Source organism: Paraburkholderia flava (genome assembly GCF_004359985.1).
Lineage (GTDB): Bacteria > Pseudomonadota > Gammaproteobacteria > Burkholderiales > Burkholderiaceae > Paraburkholderia > Paraburkholderia flava.
In genome coordinates, this window is the sequence record NZ_SMRO01000001.1 from 258,674 (window position 1) to 276,046 (window position 17,373).

The window sequence follows — 17,373 nt, forward strand, 5'->3', positions numbered from 1 at the left end:
GTCGAGGCTCAAGTCCAGTCAGTAGAAGCGACCATTATTGGCAGACATAGAACGGAACCGGCATCGGGATGGTATGGGGGCGTCATGGACGCCTCCATACCTGCGCTTCAGGTTGCGGCGTGAACCGCTTCTCCCGCACGCAGCGGTGCGTTCGGCTTCATCGACGCGCCACGCGCCGGCGCGCCATTCGCGACGAAGTACTTCACATCCACCCGCGCGAGTGGCGTGCGTCCGCGAATGCGGTCGGCGATTTTTTCGGCGAGCATGATCGTCGGTGCGTTGAGGTTGCCGGTGGTGATCAGCGGCATGATCGACGCATCGACGACGCGCAACCCTTCGAGTCCATGCACGCGGCCTTCGCCGTCGACCACCGCCATATCGTCGTAGCCCATCGCGCATGAGCACGACGGGTGGTACGCGGTTTCCGCGCGGGCGCGTACGAACGCATCGATTTCCGTGTCGCTTTGCAGCGCGGCGCCAGGGCTTAGTTCTTCGCCGCGAAAACGATCGAGCGCGGGCTGCCGGATGATCTCGCGCGTGATCCGGATCGCGTCGCGGAACTCGCGCCAGTCGAGTGCTTCGGCCATGTAGTTGAAGAGAATCGACGGATGCTCGTGCGGATTGCGCGAACGCAGCTTCACGCGGCCACGGCTCGGCGAACGCATCGAACCGACGTGCGCCTGGAAGCCGTGCATCTTGATTGCGTTGGTGCCGTTGTAGTTGATCGCAACCGGCAGGAAGTGATACTGGATGTTCGGCCACAGATCGTCGTCGCGCGTGCGGATGAAGCCGCCCGCTTCGAAATGATTGCTCGCGCCGATGCCGGTGCCGCGCAGCATCCATTCGAGTCCGATCGCCGGCTGGTTGTGCAGCAGTAGCGCGGGGTACAGCGACACGGGCTCCTTGCACGCGTACTGCATGTACATCTCGAGATGGTCCTGCAGATTCTGTCCGACGCCGGGCAGATCGTGGACGATGGGGATGTCGAGTTCGCGCAGCCATGCGGCCGGACCGACGCCGGAGCGTTGCAGGATCTGCGGCGACGCGATCGCGCCGCCGCACAGCAGCACTTCGCGGCGCGCGTGCGCGGTGACGGCCTTGTCGCCGTGCAGGTACGCGACGCCGTTTGCGCGTTTGCCGGAGAACAGGATGCGATCGGTGGTCGCGTGCGTGACGATCGTGAGATTCGGCCGCGCGCGCGCCTGATCGAGGTAGCCGCGCGCAGTACTCGCGCGTCGGCCGTTAGCGGTGACGGTACGGTCCATCGGGCCGAAGCCTTCCTGCTGGTAGCCGTTCAGATCTTCCGTGCGCGGGTAGCCGGCCTGTACGCCTGCGCTCACCATCGCTTCGAACAGCGGGTTTGCGCCGGGCTTGCTGGTCGTCACGTGAACGGGGCCGTCGCCGCCGTGATAATCGTTCGCGCCGACGTCGCGCGTTTCGGCTTTCCGAAAATACGGCAGACAGTCGAGATAGCTCCAGTCTTCCAGACCTTTACGCTGCGCCCAGCCGTCGTAATCGAGCGCATTGCCGCGGATGTAGCACATCCCGTTGATCAGCGACGAACCGCCGAGTCCTTTACCGCGCCCGCATTCCATCCGCCGGTTGTTCATGTGCGGCTCGGGATCGGTCTCGTATGCCCAGTTGTAGCGCCGGCCTTGTAGCGGGTACGCGAGTGCCGCCGGCATCTGCGTGCGGAAATCGAAACGGTAGTCGGGGCCGCCTGCTTCGAGCAGCAGCACGGTTGCGTCGCGGTCTTCGGTGAGCCGCGTCGCGAGTACGTTGCCCGCCGATCCCGCGCCGATGATGATGTAGTCGTACTCGTTCGCCGCCATGCTGGTCTCCTTCAGAACACCGGTTGATAACGGCCGAGTTCGACCTGAACCGACTTGATGCGCGTGTAGTGCTCGAGCGTCGTGATGCCGTTCTCGCGACCGACGCCCGACTGCTTGTAGCCGCCCACCGGCATTTCCGCCGGCGACTCGCCCCACGTGTTGATCCAGCAGATGCCCGCTTCGAGTCGATGGATCACGCGATGCGCACGCGCGAGGTTCTCCGTGACGACGCCGGCGGCGAGGCCGTAGATCGTGTCGTTTGCACGTGCGATTACTTCTTCTTCGTCGTCGAACGCGAGCACGCTCATCACCGGGCCGAAGATTTCTTCGCGCACGATCTTCATGTCGTCGCGGCAATCGGCGAACACGGTCGGCTCGACGTACTGGCCGCGCGCGAATTCGCCGTCCACGAGGCGTGCGCCGCCTGCGACCAGGCGTGCGCCTTCGCGCTTGCCACTGTCGATGTAGCCCAGCACCTTGTCGAGTTGCGCGGCGCTTGCGAGCGGGCCGAAGTTCGTCGACGGATCGGACGGCTTGCCGATCCGGATGCGCTTCACGCGCTCGACGATGCGTGCTTCGAACGCCTGCTGCACCGAGCGATGCACGAACACGCGCGTGCCGTTCGTGCATACCTGTCCCGCGCTGAAGAAGTTCGCGGTGACGGCGATGTCGGCGGCGCGATCGAGATCGGCATCTTCGAAGACGATCAGCGGCGATTTGCCGCCGAGTTCCATCGTGACTTCCTTCAGCGTCGAGCCGCCCGCTGCGGCCATCACTTTCTTGCCGGTCTCGACGCCGCCGGTGAACGACAGCTTTGCGATGCCTGGATGATTCGCGAGCAACGCGCCGACGCGGCCGTCGCCCTGCACGACGTTGAACACGCCCGGCGGCACGCCTGCCTCGACATAGATCTCCGCGAGCTTCGACGCGGACAGCGGCGTGACTTCGCTCGGCTTGAAGATCATCGCGTTGCCGGCCGCAAGCGCGGGCGCCGACTTCCAGCACGCAATCTGGATCGGGTAATTCCACGCGCCGATGCCGGCCGTCACGCCGAGCGGTTCGCGTCGCGTATAGACGAACGACTCGGCGCGCAGCGGAATCTGCTGGCCTTCGATTGCAGTCGCGAGGCCCGCGTAATACTCGATCACGTCCGCGCCGGTGACGATGTCCACCGCGCGCGTTTCGGCGATCGGCTTGCCGGTGTCGCGCATTTCGAGTTCCGCGAGTTCGTCGTTGCGTTCGCGCAGCAGATCGACTGCGCGGCGCAGGATGCGCGAGCGCTGCATCGCCGTGAGCGCGGCCCACGCGCGCTGGCCTTCGCGTGCGCTTGCTACTGCGCGATCGATATCGGCTGCGCTCGCCTGTTGCACGGTGGCGAGTTTTTCGCCGGTGGCGGGGTCGAAGGTATCGAAGGTGTCGCCGCCGGTGGCATCGACGTATTCACCGCCGATGTAGAGACGTTGCAGGTCGTGGATGGGCATCGTGGTTCTCTGGGTTAGGGCTTTAACACTTGCTCGGGTCTTGTCGCGCTTATGTGGGCCGCGTACGGTGTGCGAGCCCGCGGCTGTGATCGATTCAGGCAGTACGCACAAGCAGCATGTCGATGTAATCGTTCGCGAGACGCAATGCCGCACGTGTGTCGAACGGATCGCCGGACAGCGCGCCGCGCAGCCACAACCCGTCGATCATCGCGGCAAGACCGCTCGCCGCACGACGTGCCGCGCCGCGCGGCAATTCCTTCGCGAATTCGGCGCACAGATTCGAATACAGGCGCCGTGTGTTCACGCGCTGCAAGCGACGCAGCGTCGGCTCGTGCATGCTCTCGGTCCAGAACGCGAGCCACGTCTTCATCACCGGGCCGCTGACCTGCGACACGTCGAAATTCGCGGCGACGATTGCGCGCAGCCTCGCGCGAGGCTGCGCTTTCGCGGCGATACGGCGGCGCGTCGTCGCGGCCCACAGATCGCGCAGGATGTGGCGCATCGTCGCTTCGAGCAGCCCATCCTTGTCGCCGAAATAGTGGCTGACGATACCCGTCGAAATATTCGCGCGCTGTGCAACCGAAGCGAGCGTCGTGCCCGACAGGCCCGCCTGATCGATCGTGAGCAGCGTGGCGTCGATCAGTTGTGCGCGGCGTACTTCGCGCATGCCGAGTTTGGGCATGGTGTCGAACCCTGTTAGGAACCGAACAGCAGGAAAACCGTAGGCTAGCGGTTTTTTATTGATCGATCAATCAACAAAAAACCGTGTTTTCGGGGCTGTGTCGGTTTGAGCCAGGTCGATGTCGGGTTTCACACATTGAGGGCGCCCGCTCGCGGGCTACGCTCGAAGGAGCGGCGTTCGCCGAATGCCGTGACGCAATGCGTGACGTCAGACGAACATGGAGACGAAACAATGAGCAGCAATCGCGGTGTCGTTTATCTGGGGCAGGGCAAGGTCGAAGTCCAGTCAATCGACTATCCGAAGATGGTCGATCCGCGCGGACGCGCGATCGGCCATGGCGTGATCCTGAAGGTGGTGTCGACCAACATCTGCGGATCCGACCAGCATATGGTGCGCGGCCGCACGACCGCCGAAGTCGGCCTCGTGCTGGGCCATGAAATCACCGGCGAAGTGATCGAGGTGGGTCGCGACGTCGAGACGTTGCGGGTCGGCGATCTGGTGTCGGTGCCGTTCAATGTCGCGTGCGGACGCTGTCAGACCTGCAAGGAACAGCACACGGGCGTGTGCCTGAACGTGAACCCGTCGCGTGCGGGCGGCGCGTATGGCTACGTGGACATGGGCGGCTGGATCGGCGGGCAGGCCGAATACGTGCTCGTGCCGTATGCGGACTTCAATCTGCTGAAATTCCCGGACCGCGATCGCGCGATGGAAAAGATCACCGACCTCACATGCCTGTCCGACATTCTGCCGACCGGTTATCACGGCGCGGTGATGGCCGGCGTGAAGCCGGGCTCGACGGTGTATATCGCGGGCGCGGGTCCGGTCGGGATGGCGGCGGCTGCATCGGCACGGCTGCTCGGTGCCGCGTGCACGATCGTCGGCGACATGAACGCGGAACGTCTCGCGCATGCACGCGCGGTCGGGTTCGAAACGGTCGACCTCTCGCGCGATGCAACGCTCGGCGAACAGATCGCGGCGATTCTCGGCAAGCCCGAAGTGGATTGCGCAGTCGATTGCGTGGGCTTCGAGGCGCACGGCCACGGCAGTCACGGCAGCCAGGAGGAAGCGCCCGCAACCGTGCTGAATTCGCTGATGGACATCACGCGCGTGGCCGGCGCAATCGGCATTCCGGGCCTGTACGTGACCGACGATCCGGGCGCGACCGATCCTGCCGCGCGCAAGGGCAGCCTGAGCATCCGCTTCGGGCTCGGCTGGGCGAAGTCGCATTCGCTGCATACGGGGCAGACGCCGGTGATGAAGTACAACCGCAATCTGATGCAGGCGATTCTGTGGGACCGTCTGCCGATCGCGGACATCGTCAACGTGACGGTCGTGTCGCTCGATGAAGCGCCGGACGGTTATCGCAAGTTCGACGGTGGGGCGCCGCGCAAGTTTGTGATCGACCCGCATGGGTTGTTGAAGGCGGCGTAAGCGGTATTGATGTCGCAAGGCCGTTGCCGCTGCTTGTGCGAGCGGTGGCGGCCGTGCGATGCAACGAGAAATCCTCGCCCGCTCTTCAACCTGAGCCTGCTCGCGCCGGAAATTTCAACGTAACCGCCGCCTCTCTGTCGATGGCCGAAACAGAAGCGTCTCGACGCACACGCACGCTCATCCCACCGCCAGCCGCACCAGCAACACGCCATTGAGCATCAGCACGGCAAGCGTCCCGAGCACGGCACCGATTGTCGTCACGCGACGGTTCCGGTAGCGCCCCATGAGATCGCCGCGCGACGTGAACCATACGAGCGCGATCATCGGAACGGGCAACGCGATGCTCAGCATCACCTGACTCAACACCAGCGCGCGCGTCGCATCGACGCCGCATGCCACTACCGCGAAGGCCGGTGTCATCGTAACGAGCCGCCTTACCCACACAGGGATGCGGAACCCGACGAAGCCCTGCATGATCATCTGGCCGGCCATCGTGCCGACCACTGAACTCGAGACACCCGACGCGATCAATGCGGCGAGAAAGAGTCCCGCAGCCGCGCCGCCGAGCAGCGGCGTCAACGTGCGCCATGCCGTTTCGATGCTCGCGATGTCCGCGTGCCCGACGTGAAATGCGCTAGACGCCATGATCACCATTGCCATGTTGATCAGCCCCGCGACGCCGAGCGCTACCGCGACCTCGACGTTCGAGAATGCAAGCAGTTTCTTGCACTCGCGATCGTTGCGCGGTCTTACCCGGTTTTGCGTCAATCCGGAGTGCAGGAACAACACGTGCGGCATGATCGTTGCGCCGATCATGCCGACGGAGATCGTCAGCGCATTACTGTCCGGTATGCGCGGCGTCACCGTGTGCAACGCGACCGATGACCAGTGCACGGGCGCAATGACCAGCTCCGCGAGATACGACAGGCCGATCACCCCGACCAGCGCGGCGATCGCCAGTTCGAGCGGCCGGAAGCCGAGCTTCTCGAATTGCAGCAGACCGTAGGTGACGGCGGCGGTGATCAGCATGCTCGGGATCATCGGCAGATGCAGCAACAGCGACACGCCGATCGCTCCGCCGACGAACTCCGCCAGATCGGTCGCCATGGCGGCGATTTCGCTCATACCCCACATCGCGATCACCCAGCGACGCGGCAACGAGTCGCGGCACAACTCCGCGAGATTGCGTCCGGTGACGAGCCCGAGTTTTGCCGACAGCGACTGGAACAGCATCGCGAGCAGGTTCGCGAGCGCCACCACCCATAGCAGCGTATAGCCGTAACCCGCGCCCGCCTGAATGTTGGTCGCGAAGTTGCCGGGGTCCATGTAAGCGATCGACGCGACCACCGCCGGTCCGGCAAACGACAACACCGTTCGGGCTCCACGCCCGCGTCCCGCAAGCGCTTCGCGAATGTCGAAACAGGTCCGCTCGGTCAGCGTCTGGGGCACGACGGCCTGGCTCATCGCTTCGTTCATGACTGCTCCTGTGCGTCGTCAACCTTGTCCGGTGCAGTGTCGGAACCGCGGCGCATCGAGCCGGCGCCGCGCGTTCCGCGTGCGCGTCGTTCAGGCGCTCATGTTGAGCGAACCGTTCACGCCATTCGGGAAAAAGCCGCCTTTCATCGCTGCGGTGCTCGTCAGGTACACGATGTTGAGCACGTTGCCGTAGCCGCGGCTATAGGCCAGACCGTTGCTGTCGAGCGGCACGATGTTCGAGGTTCCCGGCGTGCTGCCGGTGATCCCCTGATCGTCGTTGCCGACCTGATCGAGGCTCGCGCGCGCAGCAGAGATCGCATTGGCCGCGCTGACGAGGCTCGTCATGTTGATGCCTTTCGAGTAGAGCACCGTCCGCACGAGGCCGGCGTGATACGCCTCCGCAGCGAGAATGCCGGCTGCGGCCTCGAGGAAGGTCTTGTTGGTGATCAGCGGCGACGCGCCTTTGTAGGCCGTCACGCCGACGTCCTCGAAAATAAATGCGCCGAGCAGGAAGTTGTTGTCGCTTGCGTAGGGATTGAACGCCGTACCTGAACCGACGAGTCCGGCAGCGCGCGCCGCAACCGAGAAGGCGCCGTTCGGATCGGTGCCGCCGATATCGATCGCCGGCTGCGCAACGGCGGCCGATCCGAGCGCGCTGCGCAGGAACGTAACGTGCTCGCGTTCGTCCTTTGCGATTTCGTTCGCATAGGCTTGAACGACCGGGTCCTGGAACGGGACCTGCTGCCCGGCAATCACCGCACCCGGTGTACCCACACCGGTGATCATGGTGGCCGGCAAACCGCTGCCTGTCGTGGCGTACGAGTAGAACTGCGACTCGAGGTATTCGAGGTTCAATGCGAAGTTGAGAATTTCCGCATCGGTGGGCGCTGCTGCGGCGGCCGCGTCGACGCCGGAGCCGCCGCCGCACGCGCTGATGAGTGTGCCTCCCACCAGCCCGAGGCCAAGCCCGCCTGCGTTCCTGAAAAACTGCCGGCGCTGCAAACGACGCTCCACACGGCGGTCAAACACATCGATAAGCGCTGCTGAATCGGTTTTGACATCAGACATGACGATGCTCCTCAGAGACTTCGCAAGAGAGGCCGCAAGACTCACGATCAACATGCATGCGCGGAGACAACGGGACAGCAAGCGCGATGCAATGACGCAAATCGCGGACGCAAAGACTCCCTCCCGTTCAGCACAGAACGAAAACGTACCGCGTAGGGAAAGCGAGTCCTCAACGGCCTTTACGAATCGGGTGAATCGTTGGATGCAGTCTGTTTCAAAAAATTATCAGGAGATCGATGGAATCTTCCACGCCACGAAAGATGAGGACATTGAACATGCGTAGACACTCGGATGGGTTCTACGTTTTTTGTCGGAACGAATGAATCCAGTAAACGCGGCGCACCGTATATGAATCAGACACAGCGCAATCGAGCGCTGCGCGCTGAGGAGACCTGTGATGAAACGTACCGCTTTCTTTGCCGCCGTCGCACTGTCGGTCATTGCGACTAACGTACTTGCCGCGGACCAGACCGTGATGGTCGGCGGGCAGGCCATGTACCCGTCAAAAGATATCGTCGACAACGCCGTCAATTCCGCCGACCACACCACACTGGTTGCTGCGGTAAAGGCTGCGGGGCTTGTCGACACGCTAAAAGGCGCCGGACCCTTTACGGTCTTCGCACCGACTAACGAAGCGTTCGCGGCGCTGCCGGCCGGAACCGTGGACAACCTCGTCAAGCCTGAAAACAAGGCGACGCTGACCCGCATCCTCACGTATCACGTGCTGCCGGGTCGCTACGATTTTCGCAAGCTCGACCAGGCGATCAGGGAAGGGGGCGGCAAAGCGGAGCTGAAGACCGTCAATGGAGAGATGCTGACGTTCTCGGAGAACGGTCCGCACAATATTGTCGTGATGGATGCGGCAGGGCACACCGCCGATATTTCTACCTATGACGTCTACCAGAGCAACGGCGTCATCATGGTGGTCGACAAGGTGTTGATGCCGAAGTGACGAAACAGGTAACGGGGTTCGGGTCTGCTATCCGTCGAACGGCGACGGATAGCCTGGGCCTTTTCATATCGAAGGAGTACACCATGAAATTCATCACCGCCACGCTGAGCGTATCGGCCGCGCTCGTCCTGTCATTGGGCATGGGAACGACCCGCGCACAGGGTCTCACTCAACAGGACAACGTCAACGCGCAGCAGAACAATCCCGTGCTTATGCCGCACGCGGCACTCGGAAGCGAATACCCGACGCACGGTAACCGCCAGGCCGGGGAGCTACCGCTGAACCCAACCGATCCACGTGCGCAGCTGATAAATGGCCTGCCCAATAACACCCAGGCAGGGGGTTACGGATCGCCGCTCGCGGGGTCGCGTTTCAATGTGATGCCAGCTTCGCAATGACACGCGTCGGGCGTGCGCGGGCACGCCCGCGTATGTAGGCCGAAACTATCCGCACGCACCGATTTCACCGCACGCGGTACAGAAATCGCAGCCGTCCTTGCGGATCACCGCATTCGCACCGCACGTGCCGCATTTTCGACCAAGCATCGTGCGCAGTTCGAGCGGGCCTGCGCCTTGTGCCGGTGTTTGTTCATGCTGGTGGTGAGCAGCGGGTACGCTGTCGTTCGGCGTTACTGGCGAAGCGACCAACTGCCCACGCGGCAAACTCGCAAGCAACCGCGACGGCACCTGATCGCCTTCCGAGTCGAGAAAGCCGCGCCGATGCAGAATCTGCTGGATCGCATACGCGATTGCGGCGACTTCCGAGTCGTGCCAGCGCGGCGTGCGATGCCCGTCGAGCCGCTGCACGTCGCCGAGCCGCACCTGACCTCGATCCCACGACACCTTACGCAGATCCTGCAGATTGCGCGCGACGAACCCGCCACGCGCGGCCAACGACAGCGAGCGCATCGTCGCGGTGATCCACTGCTGCGATTCGTCGCGCTGGCCGACCGGGATGAAGAACTCGATCGGCCGTTCGATCGTCACGTCCTCGCCGCCGACGCGTCCTGTCACCTCGATGAACGACACCGCCACGTACAGCGATTTCTTGCCGGCCTGCGTCAGGTATTCGACCTTCTCGATGATCGCCGGCAACTCACCCCTCGGACGATGATCGATCGCGACGCGCAGTGGATCGACGTCGGTTTCGGTCAGCGCATCGTCTACCGTTGCTGAAGGCGTCACGCTCAACACCGCGCCCAGCGTCTCGTTCGGGCGATAGGTCGCGAGTCCCTTCAGACCGTTTTTCCACGCATCGAAGTAGAGGTTTTCGAACGCGTCGAACGGATAATCGGCGGGCACGTTGACGGTCTTCGAGATCGATGTGTCGACGAACGGCTGCACTGCCGCCATCATGTCGAGATGGTCGCGCGCGGACATGTCGAGCGCGCTGACGAAGTACTCGGGTAGCGCATCGACGTTGCCGCCGAGCGCGCGGTACACACGGTACGCGTGATCTTCGACCGCGAACGATTCGCGGCCGCCGTCGGGCATCACCTTCATCCGCGTGTAGGTCCACGAAAACGCGGGCTCGACGCCGTTCGACGCGTTGTCCGCGAACGCGAGGCTCACGGTGCCGGTCGGCGCGATCGACAGTAGATGGCTGTTGCGGATGCCGTCACGTCGGATCGCATCCTTGATGTCGTCGGGCAATCGCGATGCGAACGTCCCTTCCTCCAGATACTGCGCCGCGTTGAACAGCGGAAACGCGCCGCGTTCGCGCGCGAGTTCGACCGACGCACGGTACGCCTCGTCGCGCATCAATCGTGCGATACGTGCAGCGAAATCGCGGCCTTCCTCGCGGTCGTAACGCAGCCCGAGCATCACGAGCGTATCGCCTAGGCCGGTCAGGCCCACGCCGATGCGGCGCTTTGCGCGTGCTTCCGCGTGCTGTTCGTCGAGCGGCCACAGCGTCACGTCGAGCACGTCGTCGAGAAAACGCACCTGCGTGCGTGTCGCTTCGGCGAGCGCGTCCCAGTCGAAAGACGGCGTGCCGCCGAGCCGCTGCGCAAACGGATCGACGACGAAGCGTGTCAGATTCAACGGACCGAGATTGCAGCAACCGTACGCGGGCAACGGTTGCTCGCCGCACGGATTGGTCGCGCGGATCGATTCGACCGCGCGCAGATTGTTGTCCTCGTTCATCCGCGAGATGAACACGACGCCGGGCTCCGCGACGTCGTACGTCGAGCGCATGATGCGATCCCAGATCGCGCGCGCGCTTTTTTCCGCGTACACCCACAGGCCGTCTTCGCGCTGCCGCAGATCGCCGGCCGCGCGTGCCGACGGCGACGGGTCCGCGCGATGCACGAGCTGCCACGGTTCGTCGTTTTCGACTGCGCGCATGAATTCGTCGGTGACCGCCACCGACACGTTGAAGTTGTTCCAGCGTCCCTTCGAATGCTTCGCCTCGATGAATTCGAGCAGGTCGGGATGCGTGCAGTCGAGCACCGCCATCTGCGCGCCGCGTCGCGAGCCTGCGCTTTCGACGGTGCGGCACGACGCGTCGAACACATCGATGTAGCTGCACGGCCCGGACGCCGACGAACTGGTGGTGTGCACGCGTGCACCCTTCGGACGGATCGCGGAGAAGTTGTAGCCGACGCCGCCGCCGCGACGCATCGTTTCGGCCGCCTGCAATAGCGCGACGTAGATGCCGGGCAGGCCGTTCTCGTCGACGCCCTGGATGCTGTCGCCGACCGGTTGCACGAAGCAGTTGATCAGCGTCGCCGCGATGCCGGTGCCGGCCGCGCTCATGATGCGGCCCGCACCGAGCGCGCCGTTGCGCAGATGCTCGGCGAAGCGGGCTTCGACCGCATCGCGCAACGCGGGCGGCTCGGCCTGCGCGACGCCGCGTGCGACGCGCCGATATACATCGTCGACGGTTTGCTCGTCGCCCTTCGCGTACTTCTCGAGCAGAACGTCGAGTGAGAATTGCTGCGGGGCGACGTGGAGGGCGCGTGCAGCGATGACGGTGTCGGTTTCTGCCATGGAGACCTCGGGCGGAAAGGATGTCAGCGGGTGAAAAACGGAGCGTCGTTCACACCACTATAGCGCGATGCCGGGCATCTTTCCGGGGCAGTTTGAGGTCATCCAGGAGCGTCGGCGCTGCAGCACGCAATGAGGTCGTCCGGAGAATTCGTAGCACGCCGCGGCAGGCTACGGGACAGCGTTTGCGCGACGGCAGGCGTCTGCGGCACATTAGCAAATCTGCCATTACCTTTTCCATGCATGAACTGGACCGTCTACTACTACAACGAACGCGTCAAGCGCGCCGTTCTTGATGTTCCGGCGAGCATTCTCGCGAGCTATTTGCGCTTGCTTGAATTGATGCAGGAGTTCGGCGCCGATTTGCGCATGCCTTACTCGCGCGCGATGGGCGACGGTCTGTTCGAACTGCGTCCGGAGGGCAGCGACATCGGCCGGGTGTTGTACTGCACCGAGGTGGGCCGGAGCGTGATCGTCCTGCACTCGTTCGTGAAGAAAACCCGAGAAACGCCGCTGAGCGAATTGCGCACTGGCCGCACACGTCTGAAGGAGATAAATCAATGACCCGAACCAACGTCAAGGCGAAAGCGAAACGCGCGCAAGCCGAAGGATTCAAGCCGGTGCCGCACACCGTGCAGGACACCGCAGCGGCGCTTCGCAAGCCTGCTGTCAAGGCAGCCTACGACGCATCGAGCGACGAATACACAGCCCTGCGCGCAATCCTCCTCGCGCGCGCCGAGGCTGGTTTGACGCAAGCGGAAGTTGCCGCACGGATGGGAACGACCGCGTCTGCGGTGTCGCGTCTGGAAGCGTCGCTTGCCAGCGAAAACCATTCGCCGTCGCTCGCGACGCTGCGCAAATACGCAGTCGCGTGCGGCAAGAGGCTGGTGATTTCTTTTGCGTGAAAAGGCACGTGATGGGCACGGCCTGAACGATAACCGTCAGGCCGGCATCAACCCCACAGGCGCGACCATGCCGCCCGTCAACGCATGCGCCAATGGCGCAACCTGCTTGCGCCGCTCGCGCGTCGGCGCGGTGCCGAACGCGTCGCGATAGCTCTTGCTGAAATGGCACGCGGACTGGAACCCGCAAGCCATCGTGATGTGCATGATCGACATGTCGGTCTGCAGCAGCAGTTCGCGTGCGCGGCGCAGACGCAGCGTGAGGTAGTAGTGCGTCGGCGTCATGCCGAGGTGTTCGCGAAAGAGCCGTTGCAACTGACGTTGCGACATGTTCGCGAGCCGCGCAAGTTCTTCGCGCGACAGCGGCTCTTCGATGTTGTTCTCCATCAGCGCGATCACTTCGAACAGCGACTTGTTCGCCGAGCCGAGGCGCGCGACGAGCGGCATGCGTTGCTGCGCGCTGGTATCGCGCACGTGTTCGACGATGAACTGCTCGGCGATCTGCGTGACGCGCGGCGTACCGACGCGCGCGGCGATCAGGTTCAGCATCATGTCGAGCGGCGCGACGCCGCCGGTGCAGGTCACGCGATCGCGGTCGATCACGAACAGTTCTTTCAGAAAACGCGTGTCGGGGAATTCTTCCTTCAGCGCCGACATGTTTTCCCAATGGATCGCACACGCATAGCCCGCGAGCAGCCCGGACTTTGCAAGCGCATAGGTGCCGGTGCACAGACTGCCAAGCGCAACGCCCGCGCGTGCGAAGCGGCGCAACGCGGACAGATGAGCCGGCGTGGTTTCGCGCTGCACGTCGATGCCGCCGCAGACGAACACGATGTCGGGATGGTCGGTTGTATCGGCCGCGATGGTGTCGACCGCGAGGCCGTTGCTCGCGGACACGAGGCCGCCGTCCGGGCTGACGATCGACCAGCGATAAAGCGTTTGCCCGCTGAGGTAGTTGGCCATGCGCAGCACTTCGATCGCATTCGTGAACGCGATCATCGTGAAGTTGGGCAGCGGCATGAACGCAAAGTGCGACAGCGACGCGGTGCGGTCGGGCGACATGGGGACGAGCGTTCCTTCGACTGAAGTCTCGATTGTTGCAGCCGACGTGGGGGTGACGGCGGCACTATTCTGGGATCGAGGGCAACAAGCATGCCATACGGCTAAACCCTGACTTGCCGAATACGGAGACCTCGATGCCGCACCTCCGAAGTGCGGTCGCGGCACTGTTCGCGGGAGCGGGACGCACATCGGCAGTGCGATCGCATTGCACCGCAACACGAGCGTATCGCGCGGCAGGCGATCTCCATGCTCATGGGTCCGAACCCCCGCGCATCGATCGTCCGACTTGTCCAAAACGGACCTGGATGGCGGAAAAGGCAAAGAACGCGTCTGAATTCGTAAATTGACACGCATGACGGCGGAGAAGAATAGAGCCGTCGGCAGCCTTTGCCGGCAGGCCGGTAAAGGGAAGCGGAGCAGTCGAGCGCGCACTTGCCGGGCCTGTCGAGGCAACCCGTGCAGCCCCCGCTTTTCATGATTAACGGACACCCCGGACACCCCATGTCGAACTCCAATCCCTTTTTCTCGCAGCCCCTCGCGGAGCGCGACGCGCCCGTGCGCTCGTCGCTGCTCAAGGAACTCGAACGTCAGCAGTCGCAGGTCGAGCTGATCGCGTCGGAAAACATCGTGTCGCGCGCGGTGCTCGAAGCGCAGGGCTCGGTGCTGACCAACAAGTACGCGGAAGGTTATCCGGGCAAGCGCTACTACGGCGGCTGCGAATTCGTCGATGAAGTCGAGACACTGGCGATCGACCGTATCAAGCAGCTGTTCGGCGCCGCGTACGCGAACGTGCAGCCGCACTCGGGCGCGCAGGCGAACGGTTCGGTGATGCTTGCCTTGACGAAACCGGGTGACACGGTGCTCGGCATGTCGCTCGACGCGGGCGGTCACCTGACGCACGGCGCGAAGCCCGCGCTGTCCGGCAAGTGGTTCAACGCCGTGCAGTACGGCGTGAACCGCGACACGCTGCGTCTCGACTACGACCAGGTCGAAGCGCTCGCGCACGAACACAAGCCGTCGCTGATCATCGCGGGCTTCTCGGCTTATCCGCGTGCGCTCGATTTCGCGCGCTTCCGTGCGATCGCCGACAGCGTCGGTGCGAAGCTGATGGTCGACATGGCGCACATCGCCGGGATCATCGCGGCTGGACGTCATGCGAATCCGGTCGAGCACGCGCACGTTGTGACGTCGACGACGCACAAGACGCTGCGCGGTCCGCGCGGCGGCTTCGTGCTGACCAACGACGAAGACATCGCGAAGAAGATCAATTCCGCCGTGTTCCCCGGCCTGCAGGGTGGTCCGCTGATGCATGTGATCGCCGGCAAGGCGGTCGCGTTCGGCGAAGCGCTGCAAGACAACTTCAAGACCTACATCGATGCCGTGCTCGCGAATGCGCAGGCGCTCGGCGACGTGCTGAAGGCCGGCGGCGTCGATCTCGTAACAGGCGGCACCGACAACCATCTGCTACTCGTCGATCTGCGGCCGAAGGGTTTGAAGGGCGCGCAGGTCGAGCAGGCGCTCGAACGCGCGGGCATCACGTGCAACAAGAACGGCATTCCGTTCGACACCGAGAAGCCGACGGTCACGTCCGGCATCCGTCTCGGCACGCCGGCGGGCACGACGCGCGGGTTCGGCGTCGCTGAATTCCGCGAAGTGGGTCGGTTGATCCTCGAAGTGTTCGACGCGCTGCGCGAGCACCCGGAAGGCGACGCGGCCACTGAAAAGCGCGTGCGCCGCGAGATCTTCGCGCTGTGCGAGCGCTTCCCGATTTACTGATAACACTATCGATACGCGCCGGTTAGACACTCGCCACACGCATACGGAGCCCCACATCATGAGCAATCTGCACCAAAGCAGCATCATCATCGACGGTCTGAACATCTCGAAGTTCGACCGCTCGGTGTTCGAGGATTTGAAGAAAGGCGGCGTGACCGCGACGAACTGCACGGTGTCGGTGTGGGAAAGTTTTGCGAAGACGGTCGACAACATCGCGCTGATGAAGCAGCAGATCCGCGAGAACAGCGAACTGCTGACGCTGGTCCGCACGACCGACGACATCCTGCGCGCGAAGAAAGAGAACCGCACCGGCATCATTCTCGGCTTCCAGAATGCGCACGCGTTCGAGGACAACATCGGCTACATCGAAGCCTTCGCCGACATGGGCGTGCGTATCGTGCAGCTTTGCTACAACACGCAGAACCTGGTCGGCACCGGCTGCTACGAACGCGATGGTGGCCTGTCCGGTTTCGGTCGCGAAGTGATCACCGAAATGAACCGCGTCGGCATCATGGTCGATCTGTCGCACGTCGGCGCGAATACGTCTTCCGAAGCGATCGCGTTTTCGAAGAAGCCGGTGTGCTACTCGCACTGCCTGCCGTCCGCCTTGAAGGAACATCCGCGCAACAAGTCGGATGAGCAGTTGAGGGAAATCGCCGATGCGGGCGGCTTCGTCGGCGTGACGATGTTCGCGCCGTTCCTGAAGCGCGGCATCGACGCGACGGTCGAAGACTATGTCGAGGCGATCGACCATGTGGTGAACGTGGTCGGCGAAGACACGGTCGGCATCGGCAGCGATTTCACGCAGGGTTATACGGTCGATTTCTTCGACTGGATCACGCACGACAAGGGCCGCTATCGCCGTTTGACCAACTTCGGCAAGGTCGTGAATCCGGAAGGCATCCGCACGATCGGCGAGTTTCCGAACCTGACGGCCGCGATGGAACGCGCCGGCTGGAGCGACACGCGCATCCGCAAGATCATGGGCGAGAACTGGGTGCGCGTGTTCCGCGATGTGTGGGGCGCTTGAGCCTCCAGCGAAAACGCATAGCCAGTACCAACACTAAAAAACACAGGACCGGACTCGCAGCGCCTGCGTATGACGCGCATCGAGTCCTCATGAATCCGCTTTAGCTTCCACGGAGCAACCCCGCCATGCAACCGCAACTGCCGATCGATGTCGATCAGGACACCGGCGTCTGGACGACCGACGCGCTGCCGATGCTGTACGTGCCGCGTCATTTCTTCACCAACAATCACACGGCGGTCGAAGAAGCGCTCGGCCTCGATACGTATGCCGAGATCCTGTACAAGGCGGGCTACAAGTCGGCGTATCACTGGTGCGACAAGGAAGCGAAGCAGCACGGCATCGCCGGGATGGCGGTGTTCGAGCATTACTTGAAGCGTTTGTCGCAACGCGGCTGGGGTCTTTTCTCGATCATCGAAGCGGACCCGGCACGCGCGCATGCACGCATCGAGCTGCGCAATTCGTCGTTCGTGCTCGCACAGCCTGGCAAGCACGGCAAGCTCTGCTACATGTTCGCGGGCTGGTTCGCCGGCGCGATGGACTGGGTGAATGACACTAGCGATGCAGGTAAGAGCGCGCCGCGCTCGCAGTCGAAAGAAGTGCAGTGTGCGGCCGAAGATCACGCGCATTGCGTGTTCGAAGTGTCGCCGCTCGCCTGATCGTCCAGGCTCATACCGTTCACGCCCGAGGTCGTCCG

General features: G+C 63.4%; 15 protein-coding genes. 8 read left to right on the forward strand and 7 right to left on the reverse strand.

The window, feature by feature from the left end:
- Window positions 1–107: 107 nt before the first annotated feature.
- From betA to betI, 3 genes are all read right to left on the reverse strand, one after another.
- Complete coding sequence (gene betA, locus E1748_RS01120; protein WP_133645316.1) at window positions 108–1,832, reverse strand: choline dehydrogenase; 1,725 nt, start codon at window positions 1,830–1,832, stop codon at window positions 108–110.
- Window positions 1,833–1,843: 11 nt separating this feature from the next.
- A complete protein-coding gene (gene betB, locus E1748_RS01125; protein ID WP_133645317.1) occupies window positions 1,844–3,313 on the reverse strand; it encodes a betaine-aldehyde dehydrogenase in 1,470 nt (489 codons plus the stop codon).
- Window positions 3,314–3,407: 94 nt separating this feature from the next.
- On the reverse strand, window positions 3,408–3,995 hold the full coding sequence (gene betI / locus E1748_RS01130; RefSeq protein WP_133645318.1) for a transcriptional regulator BetI: 588 nt from the start codon (window positions 3,993–3,995) through the stop codon (window positions 3,408–3,410).
- A 231-nt stretch (window positions 3,996–4,226) separates the two neighbouring features.
- Between betI and fdhA the strand changes: the two genes are divergently transcribed.
- Complete coding sequence (fdhA, locus tag E1748_RS01135) at window positions 4,227–5,426, forward strand: formaldehyde dehydrogenase, glutathione-independent (RefSeq protein WP_133645319.1); 1,200 nt, start codon at window positions 4,227–4,229, stop codon at window positions 5,424–5,426.
- A gap of 177 nt (window positions 5,427–5,603) precedes the next feature.
- On the opposite strand, the gene E1748_RS01140 is transcribed toward fdhA, so the two are convergent.
- Window positions 5,604–6,902 (reverse strand): Nramp family divalent metal transporter, encoded by a 1,299-nt coding sequence (locus tag E1748_RS01140; protein WP_133645320.1) that lies wholly within the window; start codon window positions 6,900–6,902, stop codon window positions 5,604–5,606.
- A 90-nt stretch (window positions 6,903–6,992) separates the two neighbouring features.
- The gene (locus E1748_RS01145; protein WP_133645321.1) at window positions 6,993–7,970 is read right to left on the reverse strand and encodes a ferritin-like domain-containing protein; all 978 of its coding nucleotides are present in this window, start codon (window positions 7,968–7,970) and stop codon (window positions 6,993–6,995) included.
- 397 nt (window positions 7,971–8,367) lie between these two features.
- On the opposite strand from E1748_RS01145, the gene E1748_RS01150 reads away from it, so the two are divergent.
- Together E1748_RS01150 and E1748_RS01155 are read left to right on the forward strand one after the other, a co-directional pair.
- A complete protein-coding gene (locus tag E1748_RS01150) occupies window positions 8,368–8,922 on the forward strand; it encodes a fasciclin domain-containing protein (protein WP_133645322.1) in 555 nt (184 codons plus the stop codon).
- Between the two features lie 140 nt (window positions 8,923–9,062).
- Window positions 9,063–9,320 (forward strand): hypothetical protein, encoded by a 258-nt coding sequence (locus E1748_RS01155; protein WP_420819308.1) that lies wholly within the window; start codon window positions 9,063–9,065, stop codon window positions 9,318–9,320.
- 45 nt (window positions 9,321–9,365) lie between these two features.
- Here E1748_RS01155 and E1748_RS01160 read toward each other — a convergent pair whose 3' ends face one another.
- A complete protein-coding gene (locus tag E1748_RS01160; protein WP_133645324.1) occupies window positions 9,366–11,912 on the reverse strand; it encodes an adenosylcobalamin-dependent ribonucleoside-diphosphate reductase in 2,547 nt (848 codons plus the stop codon).
- Between the two features lie 240 nt (window positions 11,913–12,152).
- Here E1748_RS01160 and E1748_RS01165 point away from each other — a divergent pair, with 240 nt between their 5' ends.
- Window positions 12,153–12,473, forward strand: coding sequence for a type II toxin-antitoxin system RelE/ParE family toxin (locus E1748_RS01165; protein WP_133645325.1), 321 nt, complete (start codon window positions 12,153–12,155; stop codon window positions 12,471–12,473).
- Window positions 12,470–12,814: a helix-turn-helix transcriptional regulator gene (locus E1748_RS01170; RefSeq protein WP_133645326.1), complete on the forward strand. Its 345-nt coding sequence runs from the start codon at window positions 12,470–12,472 to the stop codon at window positions 12,812–12,814. The genes E1748_RS01165 and E1748_RS01170 overlap by 4 nt, the downstream gene beginning before the upstream one ends.
- A 36-nt stretch (window positions 12,815–12,850) precedes the next feature.
- Here the strand turns inward: E1748_RS01170 and E1748_RS01175 are convergent, their stop codons facing one another.
- On the reverse strand, window positions 12,851–13,906 hold the full coding sequence (locus tag E1748_RS01175) for a GlxA family transcriptional regulator (RefSeq protein ID WP_240766461.1): 1,056 nt from the start codon (window positions 13,904–13,906) through the stop codon (window positions 12,851–12,853).
- A gap of 468 nt (window positions 13,907–14,374) precedes the next feature.
- Between E1748_RS01175 and E1748_RS01180 the strand changes: the two genes are divergently transcribed.
- The 3 genes from E1748_RS01180 (at window position 14,375) to E1748_RS01190 (ending at window position 17,335) form a co-directional block, all read left to right on the forward strand.
- Window positions 14,375–15,649: a serine hydroxymethyltransferase gene (locus tag E1748_RS01180; protein ID WP_133645328.1), complete on the forward strand. Its 1,275-nt coding sequence runs from the start codon at window positions 14,375–14,377 to the stop codon at window positions 15,647–15,649.
- A gap of 58 nt (window positions 15,650–15,707) precedes the next feature.
- Window positions 15,708–16,679, forward strand: coding sequence for a dipeptidase (locus E1748_RS01185; RefSeq protein ID WP_133645329.1), 972 nt, complete (start codon window positions 15,708–15,710; stop codon window positions 16,677–16,679).
- A 125-nt stretch (window positions 16,680–16,804) separates the two neighbouring features.
- A complete protein-coding gene (locus tag E1748_RS01190) occupies window positions 16,805–17,335 on the forward strand; it encodes a DUF5943 domain-containing protein (protein ID WP_133645330.1) in 531 nt (176 codons plus the stop codon).
- The last annotated feature ends 38 nt before the right edge of the window (window positions 17,336–17,373 follow it).